This window comes from Vibrio sp. 99-8-1 (assembly GCF_013114595.1).
In the GTDB taxonomy this organism is placed as follows: domain Bacteria; phylum Pseudomonadota; class Gammaproteobacteria; order Enterobacterales; family Vibrionaceae; genus Vibrio.
In genome coordinates this window covers 1-19,513 of sequence record NZ_VTXE01000017.1, presented here as the reverse complement: position 1 = coordinate 19,513, position 19,513 = coordinate 1, and the positions used below count along the sequence as shown (strand labels likewise).

Sequence of the window (19,513 nt, the reverse complement as noted above, 5' to 3'; positions counted from 1 at the left end):
TTAGCTGATTAGGGAAGCGTTACTCTTCAACGCAGACTTGATTTCGTCCGTTGGCTTTGGCGCGATATAAGGCTTTATCTGCCCGGTAGAAGGTACGCTGAGTATTTTCACCGTCCATATGCATTGTTACGCCAATACTTACGGTTAATCCACGTTCACCAAGCACCTCTTTCCAGCCATATTGATAAATACGTTCCCGATAGTGTTCGGCGTGCATTTGAGCTCGATCGAGGTTGGCATTTTCCAGTATCACTAAGAACTCTTCCCCACCAAATCGGACACAGGATGCGCCTTTGAATTTGAAGTGAGATTTCAGCTCTTGGGAGACATTAACAATCGCCTTATCTCCTACCAAGTGGCTAAGCTCGTCATTGATGGATTTAAAGTGGTCAATATCGATAACCAAGAAAGCAAAAGGCGTATCATGCAACAGCAGATCTTTTAGCTTCACCTCCATCCAACGACGGTTGTGTAGTGAGGTTAAAGGATCGGTGAAGACATCTTGTTGCAGTTTGGCCACGGTATCTTTTTGATTTTCTGTGGTCTCTTTTAGCTCTTTGTTCTCTTGCTCAGACATAATGAGTTTAAGTTGTAACTCAAATCTAGAAAGTCTACGTAATTGATGAGCGCCGAGGTCACTAATAGGAATGCTCTTGATCAGATCCGTTGAGACTCTGTAACCCATTTTTTCAAAGGTAAGAGCCTGCTGAAACTGACCTTGATTCATAAACACACGGCTTAATGAATCGTACAGTTTTTGTAACAGCAGTGGTGATGAAGTGGTACGGATTTTCTTAGTCGTGCTCTGTAAAATAATACTGGCGAGCTCAACTTTACCAATTTCAGTTAGGTTTCTTGCTTGCTCTAAGCGCAGCATATTTGCAAGCCAATAAGCGTGGTGGCGGTTGACCAAATAGTGGGTTTTGGTCAGTGTCACTAATGCTTGATGGTAATTTTTCTCTCGTCGTTCTAACTGCGCTTGATAGAGAACAATTTGTCCTGCCAGAATTTTGTCACTGACCAGAATACTCAACTCTTCGCACTCAGCTAACAGTTCTCTGGCTGCATTCACTCTATTTAAAGAGATGAGACACGCCACCATATTTAACTTGTAGTTGAGACGTAGAGAACGGCTGGTTAAAGCGTGATCAATACCGTCAATTTTTTGATAGTAGCGCAGTGCTTTCGCATGGTCACCGTAGGCATCGCAAAGACTCCCCATACCTAGTACCGCTTGGGCGTATTCATCAATTAAGCTGTACTCTACCGCTAAAGAAGAGAGATCAACGAACTCTTGTAGCGCCTCGGTGTAGAGTCCTGACTCCACCAGTCGGGCGCTTAAGCTACTACGTATAGTAATAATCTCTTCTACGTTGTCCGGCAGTATAAGTAAATCCAACGCTTTTTTAAGTTCATCGATGGACTGGCTGTTTTGGTTTAGTTGGCTGCGGTATTCGGCACTGATGAGGTAACAATATGCCTTCTCACGCTGTGAAGTGGCAATGTGTTGCAGTATGTGATCCCAGAATATAATGGCTTCTTCTCCAGAAACCGAAGAAGGGTCGAGACCCGCATCAGATACTTTACTGAGAAGTTTATCCATGTTCGCTATCCACGTGTTGATTTAACTCATCGAGTTGCTCTAGAGTGAATGGGAAAGTAAGAATATCGTGCAGTTCAACCAGCGGTCTATCTTGTGCTAAGCCACGTCTTTCCCATGGGTAGTTGTTGAGCGTTTGATTGATAAATTGGTATAACTGTTTGGCTTTTTCATCTTTAACCGCCACCAATAGTCCCACTCTATCTTCACTTATACGCGAAATTAAATCTTCCCTATTACACAAGCATTGAGAGAGCTCCAAACAGACCTCTAAATAGGCTGGATTGGCATGTTTAATCAAGATAACAGCATGTGTAGATGCCGTTAATTCACTCTTGAACAGAACCAACTGTTCCCACCAATAGGTTTCAGAAACAAGGTTAGAGTAACCAATATCGCCGTGATGAAATTCTACTTGGCGACGTATGCGGTTAATCAGCTTACGGGCGCGTTGATCAAGTTGACGTTTTGAAGCTCGTGCTTTATCTAGGCTTAATCTGTTGGTCTGTTCTTTCAATTGGGTAATGGAATGATGACGGTATTTTTTAAACGCTTTGAGTGCGCCTTCAAAGTTGCCCTGTTTTTCTGCCACTGCTGACTGTTGGAAACAGATTTGAGACAGTAGGTCATCATCGTTAAATGTCTTTGCAGCAGCTTCCGCATCACTTAAAAACTGTTTGGCGTTGTCGAGATTGTTGCGGATAAGCTCTAACCGAGCTCGGCTAATAAATGCTTGTGTCTTAATCCAAGTCAGGTCGTTATCAATCGCCAGATTATACGCTTTAACGGTGGCAATCTCTGCGTCATCTAGACGCTCTAAACCGAGTAATGCTAAACCTCGAAGATCCCATATCTCCGCTTTCCACTGTTTATGGGAATTGTGTTTTAGTACTTCTTCTGCGCTGTCTAACGTGGAGTACATTTCAATGTAGTTATTGAGAAGATAATAATCTTTAGCAAGGTAGATACTTGCTTTACCTTCTAGCCAATCGATACGGGCATTATTGGCAACATTGACGGCCAAGCTGTGTGTGGACATCGCCAATTTGTGCTGCTGAGTGACTCGCCAAACATTACCAAGGCCAATCAAACATTCAATTTCAATAATGGTTTCGCCAACAAGCGCAGCTTGTTCAAGGGCATTGATCCAAAATTGTTGTGCGGAATAGTATTTTGCTTGTCCCCAAAACTGCATCGCATGCACATGCAAAATCTCAGGAAGAAAAAGATCGGTGTCTAACCGGTTGAGGCGAATTAGAGCTTCTTTGATGGATTTTAACCCTTGAGAGTAATCCATCATATGCCAGTAACAGCGAGACATAATAATGCAGGCTTTAATTCCGCCTTCGGGATAAAGTATTTGGTCGGCTTTACCTAAACATTGCTTGGCAATAACCAAAACAGTTTCAGGCTCCACTTCATAACGGGAAGCGAGCTGCTCTAATTCATTTTCGAGTAATGTGTGAGCTTTGTCCAAAGGCTAAGTCCATGATGTTGACATATAAACAAACAATTCATTATATGAATAGTTTCGTTGAGAGCACCAACTATAATTAGCTAAATTGAATATAGAGCAATAAAAGTTAGTGTCGACTCACAAAGTCTGTGGGATTATCCGTTATGACAATAGCTGTTTAAGCGTAAGTGGTTGGTCTGTTAACCCTAAGCTCTGCGCCGGAGTAAGCCCATCTTTATCTTGGTAGCATAAATTGTGCCAAGCTCGAAATATATCCAACATAGGAAGGATTCCGCTTGGTCTGAGTTTTCGGCGAGGTTCGTTAATAAAGCTGCCGAAAAGGAGCTGAAAACGATCTTGGTAGAATTTGGTGTTTTGTACGCTTGCCTGCTGTAACCACTGCTTTGTAGAAGAGTTATTGCCTGCTAGATAGCAGATGCCTTTGCTGACATTTTGTTGCTCAGAAATAGCCCAACGATCTTTCCACCATCCCATATGAACAATATCAACTTTTTCAGGTAATTGACTATTGTCCCAACCTGCATCTTCTTCGACATACATTAGGTCAATATTTTGACGTTTAATTCTAGGCAAGCAGATAGTTAAAGCCGCTGAACGTAAGACGGGATCTTGAGGTAAATAGATGGATACCTGTTTATCAATATCGCACATTTCTAGTACATGCAGAAAATGGGCGTATGAGGTATAAGGTGCTCGGATCAATGCGCCTTTAGATGGGTAATTAAAGCAGGTCATATTACCCATAGGATCTTCAACATTTCCTCTGGCGAGAATAACTTGGTATTTCTCATCAATTCTTTCTCTTAAATCGGACGATTGTACCGAAATATCATTGTTTGCTTCAGGCTGATAATGACGTGAAACATAGCGTGAAGGAGTTTGGTAGGGGTCATGATCGAGAGAGCCTTGCGCCTCTTCATCAATAGAGTAATTGATATGTTGCGACAAGATATAGCCGGAGTTTGCTTCACCAGTAGCGAACCATAGCACCCCGTTATTACTTTTTGGCTGCAGCGGCATAAAGTGTGAAGCCAAATGATAATGATGTTCATGGTTAACCCAGCGGGCATCAAACATGGCAAGCTTACGACGGCAGCGACTGGCGATATGATCGACGTGATCGTAAAACGTCTTGGGATTGATCTCTAGTTTTCGACACACTTCTCGTACCGAGAAGCTCATAAAAAGCAATCCTAATAGGTTTTCTTGAAAGTTGAGTTTTTTGTTCGCACCAGACCATTTATCCACAAAGGTGGATTGGCATTTTTTGCAGCGGTATCTCTGGCGATCACCACTGTAACCAAATGCATGGTATAGGTTTTTATGGGTATGAACCGATAGGCCAAAATTGTCACACTCAGTATTGCGACAAGTTGGTAGACCGTCGCTATGCACGCGACGTAAACGATGTAGTTCGTTTATAACTTCTTGGTTGTTAAGTAAGGGGGGGAAAGCACCACACTCTCGGCAGACCATCGCTGGACGCTTAGGGTTTACGTGTTGAAGAACATAACGTTCTGCATCGCTCAATCCAAAGTTGTCACACGCCAATGTTTTACAAAAGTTGAGTTGTAATCCATCTACGTCCTTCGGCAATTTGCCATTTGACACGATCGCCCCCTCGGGAATTTATATGAGCAGCCAATATCGCTATTGGCTGCAAAAATCTTATAAGTTAATAGCCGTTTCTAAAGAAACTTTCATCATGTCATTGAATGATTTTTGGCGGTCTTCTGAACTCAGTTTCTCACCACGAATGATGTGGTCAGATACCGTTAAGATAGTCAGTGCTTTAGCACCTAGGTCTGCCGCTACGCCATAGATACCAGCCGCTTCCATATCAACACCTAAAATGCCTAGTTTTTCCATTTTTTCGAAAATGTCAGCTTCAGGAGTGTAGAAAAGATCTGCAGAGAATACGTTACCTACTTTTACAGGAACATCTTGAATGCGAGCTTGTTTAACCGCTTCTTCAAGAAGGCCGTAATCGGCGATAGCAGCGAAATCATGATCATTAAAGCGGATACGGTTTACTTTAGAGTCAGTCGATGCACCCATGCCAATAACAACGTCCATTAGTTTTACGTCGTCACGTACTGCGCCACAGCTACCAACACGGATAACGTTCTTAACGCCGTACTCAGCAATAAGCTCATGTACATAGATACAACAAGAAGGGATACCCATGCCGTGGCCCATAACGGATACTTTTTTACCTTTATAAGTACCTGTGTAACCGAACATATTTCTCACATCACACACTTGCTTAACGTCATCTAAGAATGTCTCAGCAATATATTTAGCACGTAGTGGGTCACCTGGCATTAAAACAGTTTCAGCGAAGTCACCTGGTTGAGCATTAATATGAGGGGTTGCCATTTTGATATCTCCAATGTTGTATCAAATTTGATAAGTATACGCCTAACGATAACCAATTATGTTGATGTGGTTATACGGGCTTAATGGCAATATTAGTCGCTATTTTGCGGTTACTAAGAGATCAAGATCACAAAATTACTCTGGATCTTGTTTTATGGAATTGTTAATAACTGTTTCTGTTTAAACGGAGAAAGCAATCGATTTGCCAAATGTACGCAATAGATTGCGTTAAATATTTTGCTAAGAAATAAAAAATAGTGACACAAAAAAAGAGAGGTAAATCACATAAATTTACCTCTCGAACGAAATGTTTTTAATAAATAAAGATTCTAACAGGCAAAAAAAACTTAAATAGAGGTGTGTATACTCAAGTGACCTCAAGATGCAGGATCAAGATTTAGAGGTCACTTGGGTATAGTAGAGGTGTTGGCAGTTATAAATCTCGAATATCGATTAACTCTTCAAGTAACTCGGATAACTGGTTGTATCGATCTTCACCAAACCTTGCTTTTAGTTTTTCGTACTGTTTATCAATATCAACACGCATCTCTTTTACCAGCAGTTCTGCTTTCTCTGTTAGCCGAATATTGACTCGTCGTTGATCAACGTCAGATTTAATTTTGCAGACATAATCTTGTTTCTCTAGGCGGTTAATTATGCCCGTTAAGCTAGGGCTTAAGATGCAGCTCTCTTTGGAAAGCGTTGTAAAATCGATTTCATCATAAGCATGGATTAGTCTCATTACTCGCCATTGTTGTACCGTCACTTCATATTCTGATAATACTGGACGAAAGAAATCAAGAGTGACGTCTCTAGCTTTAATGAGTTGTAATGGTAGTGAGTCTTTAAATTTCGTCATAAATACCTTCGCCTTCCTTTCCTTTTTGCGATGAGATAAATCAATAATTATTTTCTACATTTTTGGTGACTTTACTTCGGTATTCTGATGCTGTCATGTCTGAATACTTTCTAAAAAATCGAGCAAAATATGCAGGATCTCTAAAGCCAAGGTCATAGCCGATTTCAGAGACACTCTTAGAGGTAAACTGAAGTGAGCGGCGTGCTTCCTGCATTTGTCGATCTATTATGATCTTTTTCGATGATAGGCCACTGACCCTGCGGCATATATCATTCAGTCGTGAAACAGAAATACCTATCTTCTCCGCGTATTCTCCTAATGCCCAGTGCTCGATATAGTGCGTTTCCACTAAGTGGTTGAAGTTGTGAAAAAGAGTGATATCCACACTGCGATTGGTTTTTTCCGACTTATTTCGAATCCCTAATCGCATCACTTCAATGAGCACCAGTTGCAGCAATGATTGGGTTGCCTTTTCTTGCATCATACCGCTCGAATCTAGCTCCCTTTTTAGGTGCTGTATTAATGAAAGAATAGGGCAATCTTGTACTAATTGAGTACAAAATGGCTTCATTTGATCGACCATTATATTATTTAATCCGCACTCCATGTCCAATAATCGCCAAACAAGTTGTTGCTGAATCGTTAACACATAACCTGACGAGCTCGATTCAGTGACAAATGAGTGAGGCACTGCTGGAGGGGTGAAAAACAGTGTAATCCCTTCATTAGTATAGTGTTTTTCATCTAAGTGAACGTGAGTGCTACCATCAAGTATTATATGTATCTGATAAAATCGATCATGGTAATGCACTGGCATATTTCGACCAAAAAAATTCGCTAGATTGTCCAAGTATTCAAAATGCAGCTCAGAATTAGCATAGCGCTGATCGTACACTTGACCAATATTGATGTTTGGAATTTTCGTAACCACCCGCATTGCTCCTTGTTTTACACAGGTTTGTTAACATTAATGTAAAAATATGCCTAACTTCACAATATTTTCACAAAACAGTTAACATATTAACGAATCCTGTGAAAAGTGCAATTGTTCTCGTGCTTAATCCATTTAATTGCCCGAATGTTAACATGATAATAACAATCATTCGGTAGCCCCAGCAATACTGTTAACAATAAGGGCTAGGATCGTATGATTAAAAGGAAGTAACCATGAAACAAGCAAACCCTCTATTAGAAAAGTTACAGGAAATTTTGCCTACGATTGCTGCTAATGCTGCACAAGCTGAAATCGATAGAATGCCACCTGAAGAAAACATCCGTTTATTAAGAGAGATTAAATTCTTTCGTGCTTTCCAACCAAAAAAATATGGTGGTCTAGAGATTTCACTACCTGAATTTACAGACTGTGTTGCTGCACTAGCAGGAGCTTGCGGGGGGACAGCATGGGGTGCAAGCCTGTTGGCCACTCATAGTCACCAAATGGCAATGTTCTCAGAACAAGCTCAAGAAGAATTTTGGGGAGACAATCCAGATGCAACAGCAAGCAGCAGTATCGCACCATTCGGAAAAACAGAAGAGACTGAAGGCGGCGTTATCTTTAACGGAGATATGCGATGGAGTAGTGGATGCGACCATGGAGACTGGGCCATCCTTGGATTCAACCGCGAAGATGCAGATGGAAACAAAACCTACTGTTTTGGCGTGGTATCAAGAGATGAATACACAATTGTTGATGATTGGTATGCCGCTGGTATGAAATCGAGTGGTACAAAAACCCTATCAATTAAAGATGTTTTCATTCCAGAACACCGTATTGAAACAGCAAAAGGCATGATGGAAGGTAAATCCGCTGGTTTTGGTCTCTATCCAGACAGCGATATTTTTTACACACCTTACCGCCCTTATTTCGCCTGTGGTTTCGCGGCTATTGGTTTGGGTATCGCTGAGCGTATGCTTGAGGTATACAAAACCATTACTCAAAACCGTGTTCGTGCTTATACCGGCGCACGCGTTGGCGCTGCGACACCCGCATTGATGCGACTGGCTGAATCAACCCATCAGGTATTTGCCGCCAGAGCGATGTTAGAAAAAACATGGCAAGATCATAAAGAGCACGGCGAGCGTAAAGAGTACCCAACAGCGGAAACATTGGCTTACTGGCGAACCAATCAAGCGTATGCAGTGAAGATGTGTATTGACTCTGTTGACCGTCTGTTTGACGCCATTGGCGGAAACTGCTGGTTCTCTACCAACGAAGCTCAACGACTGTTCCGTGATTCCCACATGACGGGTGCTCATGCTTATACCGATTATGATATTTGTAAGCAGATTTTAGGCCGTAGTCTAATGGGATTAGAACCTGACCCAACGATGGTTTAGTAGGGCGAACAGCAATTTATTTGCGGTAACATGAACAGCTCTTCTTTAAAAAAGTAGAGCTTTTTTAATAGGTTAACTGCATCGATGGACATGGTTATAGACTAATGTCTAATAAAGAAAAGTAATGGAATTGTTACAAACTTGATCTTCTTAACATATTAACTAAATTGATAATGGTAGATTGTTAATATGTTATCGGTTTTAACTGGAACATAACAAAATAAACAATTATTAAACCAGCAATACAAGGATGTGTCATGATTAAATCAAAAATCTCTATGGTTGTTAGCGCCGGGTTGCTTCTCCTTGCTTCTACTAGTGCTAATGCCGCGCCAGAGAAGGTCCTAAAAATCAGCTCATGGGCTTCACCAAACCACGGTATTAACAAAGTTGTATGGCCGACGTGGGGTGAGTGGATAAAAGAAGCCACCGAAGGTCGTGTTGAAGTAAAAATTGAGTACGATTTGGCACCACCTCCATCTCAAATAGATGTTGTTACTGATGGCATTGGCGATGTTACTTGGATTTTCCATGGTCATAAAGCGGGTCGTTTTAAATTAACTCAACTGCCTGAAATCCCGACATTCCAGGGTGGTGTAAGCTCCGAGTTAGCTTCAAAAGCGTACTGGAATACCTACGAAAAATACCTAAAACAAGGTAAAGAGCACCGCGGTGTTGAAGTGATGGCGGTTGGTGTGCATGGTCCTGGTCAGTTGATAACAAAAAAGAAAGTTGAAACGTTAAGTGACGTTAAAGGCACAAAAATCCGTGTAGGTGGTGGTGTTATTTCTGATATCGCTAAAGGGATGAAAGTAACGCCTGTGTTTATTTCTACGCCTAAAGTGTACGAATCATTGTCGCAAGGGGTAGTAGAAGGAACCTACTTACCCGTTGAATCACTAAGTAGCTTCCGTTTAGCTGAAGTGGCCAACAACACCTTAATGTTCCCTGGTGGTCTGTACCGCGGAAGCTTCGCGATTGTAATGAACCGCGATGCACTAGCTGACCTTTCTAAGAAAGACCAAGAAGCGATTAAAGCCGTATCTGGTGAGAAACTATCTCGTTTATTCGGAAAAATGATGGATGATTACGATACCAACGCTTACAACAAAGCAAAAGCGAATGGTCACGTATTTACCGATGCTTCTCCAGAGTTAGTTGCAGAAGTGAAGGGAATGACAAAGGGCATTATCGAAGATTGGTATAAAACTGCGAAGAAGCGCAAAGTCGATGGTCCTGCTGCGTTTGATTATTACCAAGAGCAAATCAATAAAGGCTTGTAATTATTATGATAGCTGAGAATGTTTCGATAGCTGTGAGGCGAGGGTTGGAGACCCTTGCTGCGCTCAGCTTGTTTTTAATGATGGGTATTACATTTATCGATGTTTTCGGACGCTATTTTCTAAATTCACCGATTGATGGTTCAACAGAGATGATAGAGGTTCTCCTTGCTGTCATGGTGTTTATGGCTTTTCCTTTAGTATCGTGGAAAGAAGAAAACATCTGCGTAGACTTACTCGATGCCTATTTTCCTGATCGTTGGATAGACCTCCGCCAAGCAGTTATCAACCTTATTTGTGCTGTATCATTAGTTTTAGTGGCCATGATGAACTGGAAGTTAGCTGGCCGCTCACTTGAATATGAAGAAGTGTCTGAGATCCTCGAAATTCCGTTAGGTTATGTCACCTATCTAATTTCTATTACTGGTTTTGCCGGTGGTTTCTTAACCTTGATGAACGCCATAGTGTATTGCGCAAGATTGCCAATTTTTCGCGCTGCAACACCAATTTCAGAAGAAAGGGGTAGTAAATGATTGAATCAATAATTGGTTTTACTGTCCTGATCATAATGGTGTTCTTACGACTACCACTCGCGTTTGCTATGGGTGTAGTCGGCTTTGTCGGGTTTTGGTATATCAATGATTATAACTGGACTGCGGCCATGTCTATGGCTGCACGTCGAATTATAGATACCGGACAAGACTATGGTCTGTCAGTTATTCCACTGTTTATTTTGATGGGTAACTTTGTTACCAGAGCAGGTTTATCCGCGGAGCTATATAGGGCGTGTAATGCGTTTGTGGGGCACCGTCGGGGTGGTCTATCAATGTCGACTATTTTAGCCTGTGGTGGTTTTTCTGCTATCTGTGGATCTAGCTTAGCGACATCAGCGACCATGTCAAAAGTGGCTATGCCGCCGATGCGTAAATATGGTTACTCTGATGGTCTGGCTGCCGCTTCCATTGCAGCGGGAGGAACATTAGGTATCTTAATTCCGCCAAGCGTTATGCTGGTAATTTACGGTCTACTCACCGAGAGCAGTATTCGTGAACTGTTCGCTGCTGGATTTTTACCGGGATTACTTGGTATTACCTTGTATCTGTTGACGGTTCGCTGGGTTGTATTTCGTTCACCTGAGAGTGCGCCTCCGGGAGAGAGAGCGGACTGGAAAGAGCGCTTTGTTGCTCTAAAAGGTATCTTCTCTACATTAATGCTGTTTGTTTTGGTGATGGGTGGTATCTATGCTGGTGTATTTACACCAACAGAAGCGGCCGGTATCGGCGCGTCTGGTGCATTTTTCCTCGCTTTATATCGAAGAAAACTCAATTACGATGTGTTACGCGATATTTTAGTCGATACGGCGAAGACCTCCGCTTCACTATTTGCCGTTGTAATATGTGCGTTAATCCTGTCGAACTTTGTTAACCGTGCAGGGTTGCCAACCGCACTGATTGAACTGATTCAAGTTGGTGATATTTCGCCTATGATGGCAATGGGCATTATTCTTCTTATTTACATCATTTTAGGATGTGTATTTGAAAGTATGTCTATGATGCTATTAACAGTGCCAATCTTTTTCCCTGTTGTGGTTGAACTCGGTTTTGACCCGATTTGGTTTGGTATTGTGGTGGTGGTAGTAACAGAGATCAGTTTGATTACCCCGCCAGTAGGCTTAAATGTATTTGTATTGTCTGGACTTGTTAAGGACATTAGTACAGGGACTATTTTTAAAGGTATCTTGCCATTTTGGGTTGCGGATATGGTGCGCTTAGCCATTGTCGTTCTATTCCCCGCGGTGGCGTTATTGTTACCGAGTCTTATGTATTAAATGATTCCCTTTGTTCGTGTTTGAGTGTTGCTTTGGACTTCGGTCCAAAGCTTTTTTTGTTTTTGCTCTCTCATTTTTTATATCCCTTACTATGACGTGGATATAAATATTTACTATACTTATGTAAATTAACAATAATTTAACATTTGAAGTAGAGAGAGTAGATGAGACGTTACCTCTTGGTGTTGTTTGCCCTGTTTTCCACTTTTTGTTATGGCAGCAACTTAGTCATTGAATTGCCCAATGGAGAGCGAAATGAGCTCTCATTCGAGTATATTTCCTCATTGCCGAGTAAGTCGGTAAAGACACATTTGCCATGGTTTACTGGCGAAGAGACGTTTACTGGGGTGAGCTTAGAGAGCTTGATCTTGAGTTACCATAATCAAGGTATGCCTAAGACTGTTAACGTTAGGGCACTCAACGACTATGCCATCGATATTAAGGGGGAAGATATTACGGTTTATCAACCTATACTGGCCTACTTAAAAGATGGTAAACGAATGAAAATTCGGGATAAAGGCCCCTACTGGTTGATTTACTCATTAAAGGATCATCCATCTATTGATAACAGCAATTATCATTCTCAAATGGTATGGCAGATAGAGACAATAAAAATAGTTGATAATGACTGATATTGAGAAAATCAAACTGACTCATCCTTATCTGAGAGTCTCCAAAACATTGCTGTTGATATTTGCAGTGGTGTTATTTGTGTTGGATATCATGCTCTACTTTCAAACGGATCGCCTCGCCAAAACCTATACAGAGCAACAAAATCAAGCGACTTGGTTTCTATTTCAATTAAGTAAGGAGTTTTCTGAGCTGGTGGCTCATTCGGATCATATGGATGAAGACGCTAGCCATATTAATGAAGTGCTGCTCAAGTATGAGTTAACGTGGAGCCGATTCGATCTGTTGGTAAATAACCGAGAGTCGGATAGTTTTATGAAAATTGCCGATGCAAAACAATTTTTTAGTCAGTTGTTTACTCAGTTTCAAGAGTTAGAACCCATGATGGAGCAAGTGGCTAATGGCAACCAACAAGTGATTCAAGAATTTTACCAACGAGCAGATGCTTTGCACATCTCAATGATCGATTATATTAATCAAAACTTTCGTGTAGCCAGCCCATTGTATGAAGAGCAGAGGAAAAAAGCGCGGGCATTAGCAACCGCAGACTTCTATTTAGTGTTGGGTATTGTGGTGTGCATATGTTTACTGTTTTATGTGCTCTATAAAGAGTCTGTTTACATAAAGAAGTTAGCACTTACCGACCCGCTTACAGGCTTATTTAATCGTCTGGCACTGTTTAGCTTACTAGAAAACTATGACAACGACGCTCAGGATTACACCCTATGTTTACTTGATCTTAATGGCTTTAAACAGATCAATGATGACTTTGGTCATCAAGCGGGTGATGCCGTGCTTATTGAAGTTGCTCGTCGGTTACAGTCCCATTTTCAGCAGCAGTGTTTGGTGTTTAGAATCGGCGGTGATGAGTTTGCACTTGTATTGAAAAAGTCGGTGTGCCAGCAAGGAGAAATTGATCAGTTTTGCTGCGACGTGCTCAACCAGTTTGGCCTGTCATTTAACCACAATGATGTTGACCTCTCTTTTTCTGCCAGTATCGGTTGTGCAAACTTCCCTCAAGACAGTAAAAACATCGATGATTTAGTGCAGATAGCGGATAGAAGAATGTACCAAATGAAACGTGAATCTCAACAAGCTTAAAAATAGCGATTAACACACAAAAGTATGCTGGTAACCACGCGACTTAACCGTTAAAATTCCGCCAAAACCAGTGGCTTGCCACTTTGATCCTTAGTGCATCAATGGGTGCATGATAATACGGAATAGTAAAATGATTGAAAGAAGAGAAACAAAACAGCGCATGAGCCGTGCTGTTATTCATAACAACACTGTTTATTTTTGCGGTCAGGTTGCAAAAGATTCTACCAAAGGCATTAAAGAGCAGACTGAAACCATGCTTGAGAAAGTAGACGAGCTACTTGAAAGTGTTGGTTCATCTCGCGAAAAACTATTGTCTGCAACCATCTATGTAAAAACAATGGATGATTTTGCAGGTATGAATGAAGTGTGGGACAACTGGGTTCCAGAAGGTCACGCTCCTGCTCGTGCTTGTGTACAAGCACAAATGGCGAGAGAAGAGCTGTTAGTCGAAATTTCAGTCGTTGCTGCGGTTTAAATTAAGCAGCAAGAACAGCTTTGGGGGATAACTCCTCAGTACTAAGCTTAATGAGCCTATCCCATAACTGGATAGGCTTTTTTATAGCGGGTTGTTAATTTAAGTCCTGTCGTGCTAATTGCTAATTAAATCAACAACGGCCTTTTTGAGTACCATTAAGCAAGTATCTGTTACTTTTGGTAATAGCCGGCGCGAACGGTGGCCCCGATAAAGTTACACAGAAGTCGCTCTGCATGAATCATCGAGATATTCCCAACGTCGCAGCTCGGGGTGATTTCAACCAGATCCATACCGACGACATGTCCTTTGTTTACCAAGCCATGTATTAACTTGTGCAGCTGAATCCAGTTAAGACCTCCCGGAGTTTGCGCGAGAACCGCAGGCATGATGGTAGGGTCAATACCGTCCGCATCAATCGTGAGATAGTAGGTTGCGTTATCAGGTATGGACTTAAGAACTTCGTCCATCCCGAGATCGTGTAGCTGATAAGCCGTTGTAATCGAACAGCCGTGCGCAATCGCATCATTCACTTCTTCCGTTTTGGCGCTGCCAATACCGCGTAAACCAATTTGATGAATAGCAGTGATGTGATCAAGCTCTGAGGCTCGACGTATGACACTTGAGTAGCCATTCTTTTCGCCGTTGATACTATCCCGCCAATCTAAGTGGGCATCTATGTGAATAAGCACAATATCTTTTTGTAGAACGTCTAGGGCTTTCATTATTGGAATGGGAACACCGTGATCGCCTCCTAAGGTAATTAAGGTCGCGTTAGAAGCAAAGACAGACCGAGCGATTTTCTCCGCATCATCATAATGTTGTTCTGGATTGGCCAAATTAGCTTTAACATTGCCACAATCAACAACTCGAATTTCTTTGCCGTCTAGCAGAGTGCCTCCCAAATCAAAATCGTAATGATTGAGCGTCATCTCTATTTCACTGAAAGTGGACCAATTTCTTATATGATCAGGTGCAGTGCTTTGATCGTTAGCTTGGCCATCAACACTATAAGACATACCAAAAGGCACACCTAAAATCGCGATGTCAGCAGACAGATTGTCGACGTTGTCCAGTAATGGAAAGTTAAGAAATGTTTGAGGAGTTGCTGTCGGGGCTTGGGTTAAAGGGTTACTCATATCTGATCCTAATAATATAGTTGTAGTGGATTTGCAGAGGTTGAAGCCATGGTTGCAATAAGAAGTGGTTCAAAGAGTAAGAAACTAATGCTGTTAAATAAAACTAAAAAAACTAAACTATCTTTAGGTAAACTAAACATGGATTGAAAATGTTTGATCATAAAGAGCTGGAAACCTTGGTCGCAATTGTTGATGGCCAGAGTTTTGACCATGCCGCTCGTCAGTTAAATGTCTCTGCTGGGGCCGTATCGCAACGGATAAAATCATTAGAAAACCGCATCGGCAGTGCGGTATTGATTCGGAGTACGCCTCCTAAGCCTACGACGACAGGCTTGCAAGTATTGAGTTACGCACGTCGTTTGCTGTTAATTTATAACGAAATGGATATCGCTCTGCATCACCACGCGCAAGAAGGTACGTTGCCGCTAACTATCGCCGTTAACCATGACTCTTTAAGTTGTTGGTTTTTGGAGGTAATAAATAGGCTGAAAGATAACACCCACCTCTCTTTTGATGTTCGTACGTCTAACACGGTGGATACACAAAAACAGTTAAAAAATGGTGATGTCGTTGCCGCTATAACCTCGTGTAATAGCCAAGTAGCGGGATGCAAAACGCGCTATCTGGGTAAACTGGAATATGTGGCAGTCTGCTCGCGTTCGTTCTATCAACGTTATTTCAACTCAAGTATGGCTAAGGCGCAATATAGTAAGGCCCCTGTGGTGGTTTATGATAGAGACGACCATTTAATTGAACGTTATCTTGCCTCGCGGAATATTGATGCTCAGCCTGAAAAAACGCACTATATCCCGAGTTCTCATGTGTTGATGGACGCGGCAATAAAGGGGTTGGGTTGGACAATGTTGCCTCGTGGGCTACTTAATAAACATAGTAGCTCACTGGTGGTCATGGAAGAGTCCCCTTTATATGTTGATTTATATTGGAACACATGGGATCAAGTGTCTGATATTATTGCTGATGTTGAGAATGTTTTGTTGTCTGTTGCAGCCGAAAAGTTGCTAGCGTAGAAAAATAAAGGTGTGTTATGAAGAAGCTCGGTTTGCTGGTATTGCTATTATTGATAACGGTCGTGCTCGCTGGCATTTATCGATTTAATGTAACCAATGACGATATCTATGTTGAGCAATCAGACGGTCAAGTGGTGAAGTATGATGCCATTGATAATAAAAAGGTGATGCTGACGTTATTTGGTGTCGAAACAGACAATCAATGGCGAATTACGCTGCCGCATTCTTATCAAGCGCAATCTCAAGTGGCGGTTACATTAACGGATATTCGTCAGGATAGTGCGCTGCCTGTTGCGATTGGAAACTATCGAGATGGAGAAGAAGTTGGTCAGGTCGCTGTGGACTATAGCAAAATAACCCCACTTAATTTGAGCAACCGTGATGACCAGATGGTGTTTGTGGTGCCCTTTACTGTGTCTAATCAGGGAAGTGGTGTTTTCTACTATTTGGGGCTGTTTAATCTCAATACCAAGCAATGGCGTATGGAGCAGCTAGACACTCTGTTTATCGGTGACAGAGTTATCATTGAATCATTAGCAACGGATGAACCTTTTGATGTCTCTTCTCGTTTGTCTTTGCGATATCTGGAGCATGGCGAAGGGCAGAGTATGGCTGAACGGGCGAATAAAGCCGTTGACCAGCTTATTAAGGTGTCTGCAACGAGCTTAACCATGGCTGATCATTAATTGCCAGTCATATTGGTTGGCCGTTATTCTCACTTGACACGATTTGTGCGGTTTTTTCCCTTAATAGCTCCCGAAATGCTATTACTGCTGGGCTAACTTGCTCTCTGCTCGGGCAAATTAAATGCAGCTCAACAGGAGGGGATTGATAGTCTGGTAAAATTTGCACCAGTTTGCCGCTAGCTAGATCTGAAAAGACGTCTATCTGAGATCGGTACGCAATCCCTTTTCCATTAACCGCCCAGCGTCTAACAATATCGGTATCATTACATACTCGATTGCTCTCCACTTTAATCTTGTATGTTTCTGAACTATCCATGTACTGCCAATGGTTAAATAAACGCCCTGCTAATCGGTGAAGTAAGCAGTTGTGTTCTACTAAGTCTTCAGGGTGTGTAGGTGCTCCGAACTTAGAGAGATAGGCGGGAGACGCACAGGTGATTCTACTCATCGTTGCAATATGAAATGAAATCATGGTTGAGTCTTCAGGCTTTCCATAGCGCAACGCCATATCAACTTGATCTAAAAAAAAGTCAGAGAGGGAATCACCAACAGTTAACTCGATTGACAGTAAAGGATGCAGATCGAGCAACTCTTCGATCCAAGGCAGAAGCGTATTGCGCCCTAAGTCGGACGACACTGATAAACGCAGTTTTCCACTGACGGTTCCTTGAGTTTGATGAGCGGCTATTCGACCTTGTTCCAAACTCTCTAACGCTTGGCGACAATGAAACAAGAACTGCTCCCCTTGTGGGGTGATCCTTAACTGTCTGGTTGTTCTGATAATCAGTTGTACATCTAACTGATGTTCTAGTCTTTTGAGGGCAGAGCTTACTGCCGCAGGAGTGAGACTTAATTGCTTAGCCGTTTCTGTAATGCTTCCTGTTTCTATAATGCGAATGAATAGTTTTAGATCAGATATGTTCATTATTAAATTATTTTTAATAGTATTTAAATTATTAGTGTGTTTTTAGTTTAGTAAAAAGTAACGATAATGTCTCTACCGCTTTTTGTTACTGCGCGTAAAAATATCAATATTTAAGAGGTAGATATGATTGAACAGCAAGCTCCCGCTCAGATACTTAACCATCCACTAACGCTTCCATGTGGTGCTGTTATTAACAATCGACTGGTAAAATCAGCCATGTCGGATTCACTGGCGGATGGTGCAGGAAATCCTACTGATGCTCAGGTTCGGCTTTATGAACGATGGGCTGAAGGAGGCGTTGGATTATCGGTAGTGGGCGAAGTACAAGTTGACCCCAGATTTCCAGAAAAACCTGGAAACTTAGTTTTAGGTGCTCATTCAAACTTGAAGGATTTGCAGCGATTAACCTCTCGGGCATCGGTTAATGGTGCTCACATATGGCCTCAGCTCGGCCATGCAGGTGGACTCTCTTATTTGCCATTAAGCAACCCTACAGGACCATCGGCGTTAAATATCGGCAGCTTTCAATGTTCGGAAATGTCAGTGGGAGAAATACTTAAGTTAACAGACAGATACGCTAAAGCCGCAATAGTGGCAAAGCAAGCTCGGTTTACTGGTGTGCAGATACATGCCGGCCATGGCTTTCTTCTTAGTCAGTTTTTGTCTCCGTTATTTAATCGTCGAAAAGATCCGTACGGTGGTTCTATAGAAGCTCGTAGCCGAATCATTGTAAATATTATTGAGAGAGTTCGGTGTGCGGTTGGCTGTGCGTTTCCTATCGGAATTAAGATCAATTCTTCTGATCAGTTAGAGGGAGGCTTAAGTCAAGAAGAAGCCTTAGAAGTGATTGGTATTTTGAATAAAACTTCGCTTGATTTGATTGAGATAAGCGGAGGTTCGTATTTTCCGGGAGCGACCCCGAGTTCTGACAGCGCGTCAAGTGGCCCATATTTCGTTGATTTTGCCAACAAGGCTAAGGCATTAACTCGCATTCCGCTGGTGGTTACGGGGGGATTTAAAACCCGAGATCAGGCCGTGGAGAACTTATCTACTGGGATAGTTGATTTCATTGGGTTGGGACGTGCATTGGCACTCAATCCGGACTTAGCACAAAGCTGGCTAAGTGGACAGGACGTTGTCCCTGAGTTTCCTAAATTTGACGCACCGCCTCAAGGTGGTGTCACCGCTTGGTACACCATGCTGCTCACCGCAATAGCGAATGACAGCGAAGGCGAATTTCCGCTAGATCTATTGTCAGCAATGGTGGCTTACGATAAGCGCGATAAGGCTCGTATTAGCAAGTGGCTGGCTAAGTATCAATGATTTTGATGGGATGCAATATTGTGCAAGAAACTTTAATACTAATAAGTCACTCTTTCTCCAGTACTGATTAGGAGTTAGCTATGAGTCTGTTTTTAATTTGGTTAAGTGTGATGTTTCCTCTGGTATTCAGTCCGGGCCCTGCAAACATCGTTTTTGCTGCATCAGGTGCCAGAGTTGGGGTGAGAAAGTCATTACCACTTTTGGCTGGAATCGATCTTGTTTTTATTATCAAGTCATTAATCATCGGCTTTGGTTTAGGTCAAGCAGTGCAGAACTACTCAAGTTTGATGAATGTTGTGCAGTTAATTGGAGCCAGTTACTTGATTTATTTAGGTATTGGCTTTAAAGAGACTGTAATTTAATTTGTGTATCTGCTTATAATTAAGCCAGTCATGGCTAAGGATAAGCAACATGGATAAGAAAGCTCTAGAAGCATTTGCTCGTGAAGC

At 42.0% G+C, this 19,513-nt stretch carries 19 protein-coding genes; 11 read left to right on the top strand and 8 right to left on the bottom strand.

What is annotated here, in order from left to right:
- Positions 1-19: 19 nt before the first annotated feature.
- From F0227_RS11280 to hpaA, 6 genes are all read right to left on the bottom strand, one after another.
- Entirely contained in the window at positions 20-1,603 is a 1,584-nt protein-coding gene (locus tag F0227_RS11280; RefSeq protein ID WP_171753308.1) for a GGDEF domain-containing protein, read from the bottom strand.
- Entirely contained in the window at positions 1,596-3,077 is a 1,482-nt protein-coding gene (locus F0227_RS11275) for a hypothetical protein (protein ID WP_171753307.1), read from the bottom strand. The genes F0227_RS11280 and F0227_RS11275 overlap by 8 nt, the downstream gene beginning before the upstream one ends.
- A gap of 141 nt (positions 3,078-3,218) precedes the next feature.
- Complete coding sequence (locus F0227_RS11270; RefSeq protein ID WP_171753306.1) at positions 3,219-4,688, bottom strand: lactate dehydrogenase; 1,470 nt, start codon at positions 4,686-4,688, stop codon at positions 3,219-3,221.
- Positions 4,689-4,745: 57 nt separating this feature from the next.
- Positions 4,746-5,456: a purine-nucleoside phosphorylase gene (gene deoD / locus F0227_RS11265; protein ID WP_171753305.1), complete on the bottom strand. Its 711-nt coding sequence runs from the start codon at positions 5,454-5,456 to the stop codon at positions 4,746-4,748.
- Between the two features lie 433 nt (positions 5,457-5,889).
- Positions 5,890-6,315 carry a homoprotocatechuate degradation operon regulator HpaR gene (gene hpaR / locus F0227_RS11260; protein ID WP_171753304.1) on the bottom strand — a complete coding sequence of 142 codons (426 nt, stop codon included), beginning with the start codon at positions 6,313-6,315 and terminating at the stop codon, positions 5,890-5,892.
- A gap of 40 nt (positions 6,316-6,355) precedes the next feature.
- Complete coding sequence (hpaA, locus tag F0227_RS11255) at positions 6,356-7,252, bottom strand: 4-hydroxyphenylacetate catabolism regulatory protein HpaA (RefSeq protein WP_171753303.1); 897 nt, start codon at positions 7,250-7,252, stop codon at positions 6,356-6,358.
- A gap of 230 nt (positions 7,253-7,482) precedes the next feature.
- Here hpaA and F0227_RS11250 point away from each other — a divergent pair, with 230 nt between their 5' ends.
- From F0227_RS11250 to F0227_RS11220, 7 genes are all read left to right on the top strand, one after another.
- Positions 7,483-8,652: a p-hydroxyphenylacetate 3-hydroxylase oxygenase component gene (locus F0227_RS11250; RefSeq protein ID WP_171753302.1), complete on the top strand. Its 1,170-nt coding sequence runs from the start codon at positions 7,483-7,485 to the stop codon at positions 8,650-8,652.
- A 257-nt stretch (positions 8,653-8,909) separates the two neighbouring features.
- A complete protein-coding gene (locus F0227_RS11245; RefSeq protein WP_171753301.1) occupies positions 8,910-9,935 on the top strand; it encodes a TRAP transporter substrate-binding protein in 1,026 nt (341 codons plus the stop codon).
- 5 nt (positions 9,936-9,940) lie between these two features.
- The gene (locus F0227_RS11240) at positions 9,941-10,465 is read left to right on the top strand and encodes a TRAP transporter small permease (protein WP_171753300.1); all 525 of its coding nucleotides are present in this window, start codon (positions 9,941-9,943) and stop codon (positions 10,463-10,465) included.
- A complete protein-coding gene (locus F0227_RS11235) occupies positions 10,462-11,760 on the top strand; it encodes a TRAP transporter large permease (protein ID WP_171753299.1) in 1,299 nt (432 codons plus the stop codon). Before F0227_RS11240 ends, F0227_RS11235 begins: the two co-directional genes overlap by 4 nt.
- Positions 11,761-11,924: 164 nt before the next feature.
- Complete coding sequence (locus tag F0227_RS11230) at positions 11,925-12,392, top strand: oxidoreductase (RefSeq protein WP_171753298.1); 468 nt, start codon at positions 11,925-11,927, stop codon at positions 12,390-12,392.
- Positions 12,385-13,491, top strand: coding sequence for a GGDEF domain-containing protein (locus F0227_RS11225; protein WP_171753297.1), 1,107 nt, complete (start codon positions 12,385-12,387; stop codon positions 13,489-13,491). The genes F0227_RS11230 and F0227_RS11225 overlap by 8 nt, the downstream gene beginning before the upstream one ends.
- A gap of 130 nt (positions 13,492-13,621) precedes the next feature.
- The gene (locus F0227_RS11220) at positions 13,622-13,966 is read left to right on the top strand and encodes a RidA family protein (protein ID WP_171753296.1); all 345 of its coding nucleotides are present in this window, start codon (positions 13,622-13,624) and stop codon (positions 13,964-13,966) included.
- Positions 13,967-14,136: 170 nt separating this feature from the next.
- Here F0227_RS11220 and F0227_RS11215 read toward each other — a convergent pair whose 3' ends face one another.
- Positions 14,137-15,102 carry an arginase family protein gene (locus tag F0227_RS11215; RefSeq protein WP_171753295.1) on the bottom strand — a complete coding sequence of 322 codons (966 nt, stop codon included), beginning with the start codon at positions 15,100-15,102 and terminating at the stop codon, positions 14,137-14,139.
- Positions 15,103-15,251: 149 nt separating this feature from the next.
- Between F0227_RS11215 and F0227_RS11210 the strand changes: the two genes are divergently transcribed.
- Both F0227_RS11210 and F0227_RS11205 read left to right on the top strand, forming a co-directional pair.
- A complete protein-coding gene (locus tag F0227_RS11210; protein ID WP_171753294.1) occupies positions 15,252-16,130 on the top strand; it encodes an ArgP/LysG family DNA-binding transcriptional regulator in 879 nt (292 codons plus the stop codon).
- 17 nt (positions 16,131-16,147) lie between these two features.
- The gene (locus F0227_RS11205; RefSeq protein ID WP_171753293.1) at positions 16,148-16,816 is read left to right on the top strand and encodes a hypothetical protein; all 669 of its coding nucleotides are present in this window, start codon (positions 16,148-16,150) and stop codon (positions 16,814-16,816) included.
- A gap of 7 nt (positions 16,817-16,823) precedes the next feature.
- Here the strand turns inward: F0227_RS11205 and F0227_RS11200 are convergent, their stop codons facing one another.
- On the bottom strand, positions 16,824-17,741 hold the full coding sequence (locus F0227_RS11200; RefSeq protein WP_171753292.1) for a LysR family transcriptional regulator: 918 nt from the start codon (positions 17,739-17,741) through the stop codon (positions 16,824-16,826).
- 123 nt (positions 17,742-17,864) lie between these two features.
- On the opposite strand from F0227_RS11200, the gene F0227_RS11195 reads away from it, so the two are divergent.
- Together F0227_RS11195 and F0227_RS11190 are read left to right on the top strand one after the other, a co-directional pair.
- Positions 17,865-19,064, top strand: a complete 1,200-nt coding sequence (locus tag F0227_RS11195) for an NADH:flavin oxidoreductase/NADH oxidase family protein (protein ID WP_171753291.1) — start codon at positions 17,865-17,867, stop codon at positions 19,062-19,064.
- A gap of 80 nt (positions 19,065-19,144) precedes the next feature.
- Complete coding sequence (locus tag F0227_RS11190; protein WP_253822082.1) at positions 19,145-19,426, top strand: LysE family transporter; 282 nt, start codon at positions 19,145-19,147, stop codon at positions 19,424-19,426.
- Positions 19,427-19,513: the final 87 nt, after the last annotated feature.